This is a genomic window from Kaistella chaponensis (genome assembly GCF_900156725.1).
In the GTDB taxonomy this organism is placed as follows: domain Bacteria; phylum Bacteroidota; class Bacteroidia; order Flavobacteriales; family Weeksellaceae; genus Kaistella; species Kaistella chaponensis.
In genome coordinates this window covers 1-3,407 of sequence record NZ_FTOI01000026.1, presented here as the reverse complement: position 1 = coordinate 3,407, position 3,407 = coordinate 1, and the positions used below count along the sequence as shown (strand labels likewise).

At 35.3% G+C, this 3,407-nt stretch carries 2 protein-coding genes; both read right to left on the bottom strand.

What is annotated here, in order from left to right; all coding sequences use genetic code 11:
• Positions 1-297: 297 nt before the first annotated feature.
• Positions 298-1,533, bottom strand: coding sequence for a TCR/Tet family MFS transporter (locus BW932_RS14075; protein ID WP_034098942.1), 1,236 nt, complete (start codon positions 1,531-1,533; stop codon positions 298-300).
• A gap of 133 nt (positions 1,534-1,666) precedes the next feature.
• Positions 1,667-3,051, bottom strand: a protein-coding gene (locus tag BW932_RS14070; protein ID WP_370515718.1) for an IS3 family transposase whose coding sequence is annotated in 2 segments (ribosomal slippage) — positions 1,667-2,736 and positions 2,736-3,051 — 1,386 coding nt in all. Because the reading frame shifts where the segments join, the coding sequence is not laid out codon by codon here.
• Positions 3,052-3,407: the final 356 nt, after the last annotated feature.

The window sequence follows — 3,407 nt, the reverse complement described above, 5'->3', positions numbered from 1 at the left end:
GCATTTTAAGCTGAAATCAGTCTTTGTTTTTGAAAAAATATTATTGGTTGCTTAAAAATAAGGCGTCCTTAAAAGGCTTGTTTTACCTTGCAGCGCTGTAAAAATATGGCTTAAAGAGGGAGGATGTGAGTTTTTTCACAGCCTGACGGGTTGCGGCTAAAAGAAGTGGCGGCTTTGGAACACTAAACTGTCTAAACGCACAATGTTTATTAGTTGCACAACTGTTTATATTCGCACTTCGCCCGCCATTTTTTTTAGGTGCTGTTAGCGGTTCGTTGTTTTCTGTCTATATGGTCATTACTTGTCCACCGATTTTATCAGTCTATTTGATTTTTTAAAACTTTTAAGAAACAAAATTAAACTAATTAATGTCAATATTGAAGCAATTAAAAAAGGAATTCCTGGAAAATAAATCTCGGATTGTTTTCCCGTAAAGTAAGAAAAACTGCTTGTCATTAACGGTGGTGCAATCAGAGTTGTCAAGCCCATTAAACTGCCTAAAGCACCTTGAAGTTCACCTTGTTCGTTGTCGGGCATTGCAGAAGACATAATACTTTGAACGGCTGTGCCTTGAATTCCACCAACTATGAAAAGTAATAAAGCGGTAAAGAGCAACCATTGCCACGGTGTAAAAGCAAACAGAAAAAAGCCCGTCATCATAAGTACAAATCCTAATACTGCCATTCGTTTGTCGCCCAATTTTTTTGCCAAAATACTGACTAACCATAACTGAACGATAATTGATAGAATGCCTATAAATGCTAATGAGTAGCCAACAAGAGAGGTGCTCCACTTAAATTTTTCAATGGTGAAAAATGCCCAAACACTTTCCATACTGTGATTAGCGATGGAAACAAAAATCATTGATAGCACTAAAGTTTTTATCAATGGGAATTTCTGTAAGTGTTTGAGGGAACCAAATGGATTAGCTCTTTTCCTGTCAAATTTCCTGCGGTTATTTGCTTTTAACGATTCCGGGAAAAAGTAATAGCCGAAAATAAAATTGATAAAACTTAAAATAGCAGCAACAATAAAGGGTGTATGAGTTCCGAATTGTCCCAATGTTCCGCCAATTATGGGTCCAATTATAAACCCCAAACCAAAGCCTGCGTTTATAAGTCCGAAATTTTTAGTTCTATTATCGTCTGTGCTAATGTCGGCAACACAAGCAGATGCAACGGAATAGCTTGCTCCTGTTATACCTGCAATTGTCCGCCCAACAAAAAGCCACAAAATACTTGCTGAAAAAGCAAGAAAAATGCAGTCGATGCTAAACCCAAACAATGAGCTTAAAAGTACTGGTCGCCTGCCATATTGGTCGCTTAAATTCCCTAAAACTGGTGCAAAAACAAATTGCATAATTGCATAAGCAAATGAGAGCCAGCCTCCGTATTTGGCGGCTGTGCTGATGTCTGAATGAAGTAGATTAATTAGTAGTTGTGGTAGAACTGGAAAAATTAGTCCAAAACCTGCGGTGTCAATTACGACAACTATTAATACAAATATGAGTGTTGATTTATGATTTGATTTCATTTTTATGAAGCGATAAATTATAGCATTACTCTGAAAAGTATAATGCAGTTTGTTAATAATAAATTCAATTAAGAAGAGTCTCAACCATGTACGTCTTCAAACTAAAGTGGACTTTTCCTAAGAGAGTATTTAGTTAATAATTCAAAGATAAATGTTTTTTTTGATTTGTTGTTAATTTTAATTTTTGGTACTCATTTCTTCGGCCAATAATAGCCATTTTCTTTAATCGTTCACGTTCTTTTAAAATCATTTCACCTCTTCCAAAATAGACATCTGCTGGGGTTAAGTTGTTTAATGATTCATGATAGCGTTCATTGTTATAGCGATAAACAAACTTTTCTAAAGCAGCTTCTAATTCTTCGGGAGCAAAGTAATTATCAAGTTTTACCACGTTTTTCATAGTTCTGTGATAGCGTTCAATTTTTCCTTGTGTTTGTGGATGATTGGGTCTGCCATGTACTTGTTGCATTTGATAATTGTCTTTTAAATACGTTTTTAATTCGCTTGCAATATAGCACGAACCATTGTCTGACAAGAGTTTTGGTTTTTGTTTAGTTACCAATTTTGCTTTTTTAATGGCAGTATCCACAGTTCTTTTTACATCATCGGCTTTCATGCTTGAGCAAAGTTCCCAATGCACAATGTATCGGCTGTAATCATCTAAAACCGTACTCAAGTAATACCAACCCCAACCCAATATTTTAAAATAGGTAAAATCCGTTTGCCACATTTGATGAACAAAGCCTGTTTTGTCTGTAAATTCATTACCTGCACTCAGAAAAATATGAGCTGGAGCTGTAATTAAACCTCTTGACTTTAAAATCCGATAAACACTTGATTCTGATAGGAATATCTGTTGTTCATCAGTGATTTTATAGGCTAATTCTCGAGAAGACAAATCAGGATAATCTAAAGCTAATTTTACAACCAAATTCTTCTGCTCTTGTGGAATGCTATTCCATTGCCTGTTTGCTGCTCTTTTGGTTGGAAGCAATCCTTCAACACCATTTTCGCTGTAAGCATGATACCAATTGTAAAACGTACTTTTATTGATTCCAATCTCCCGAAGTGTTCGATTTACGCCAATTTCTGAACGAGTAACCATGTGAATGATTTCTTGTTTTTCGGATACTGTAAGTCGCATATATTTCTTAAACTTTTCAGTTAATCCAGCATGTCCAAGCTTTTTTTTACAATATCGTAGCGTAAAACTAAATCGGCAATCATTACTTTTAAAGACTGATTTTCTTTCTTGAGCTCTGATACTTCATCACTCGTAGCTTCTCTTGTTACATCGCCTGCTAAACGCTTTTTACCTGCTTCCAAAAATTCTTTGTTCCACTTATAAAACTGAGATTCATTAATGGAATACTTACGACACAATTCTGCAACTGACATTTCTGCTCGTAAAGCTTCCATAACAATCTGAATTTTTTGTTCAGAACTAAAGATTCTTCGTGTGTTTCTACGAATGTCTTTGATGAAATTCTCTGCTGTTTTTTTCTTGGGTGTTTTCATAATAATTCAAATTTAAGGATTTTGAAAACACTCTCTTAGTTTTGAACTAAATCAGTCCACTTTTTGCTGACGATTTACATCAACCAGATTTGGTTAAGAAAAAAAGCGTAGAACGCTATGAAAATATTATTGCCTCATAATGGCACAAATATAAACAAAGTTTAAGACGTCAATGTCGAGTTGCGAAAAATAATTAACAAGACCAACGAAGTGTTAGTTTTTTTGTCGGGCGTTTAATGCTTGTACATTTACAATGACCGCTAACGCCCGTCGGCTTTGCGAAGTGCGAAGCATTTCGCAAAACCGACAGTTAGGCGAATGTTTTTGTTTATGCTAATTTACAAAAACAAGTCAGT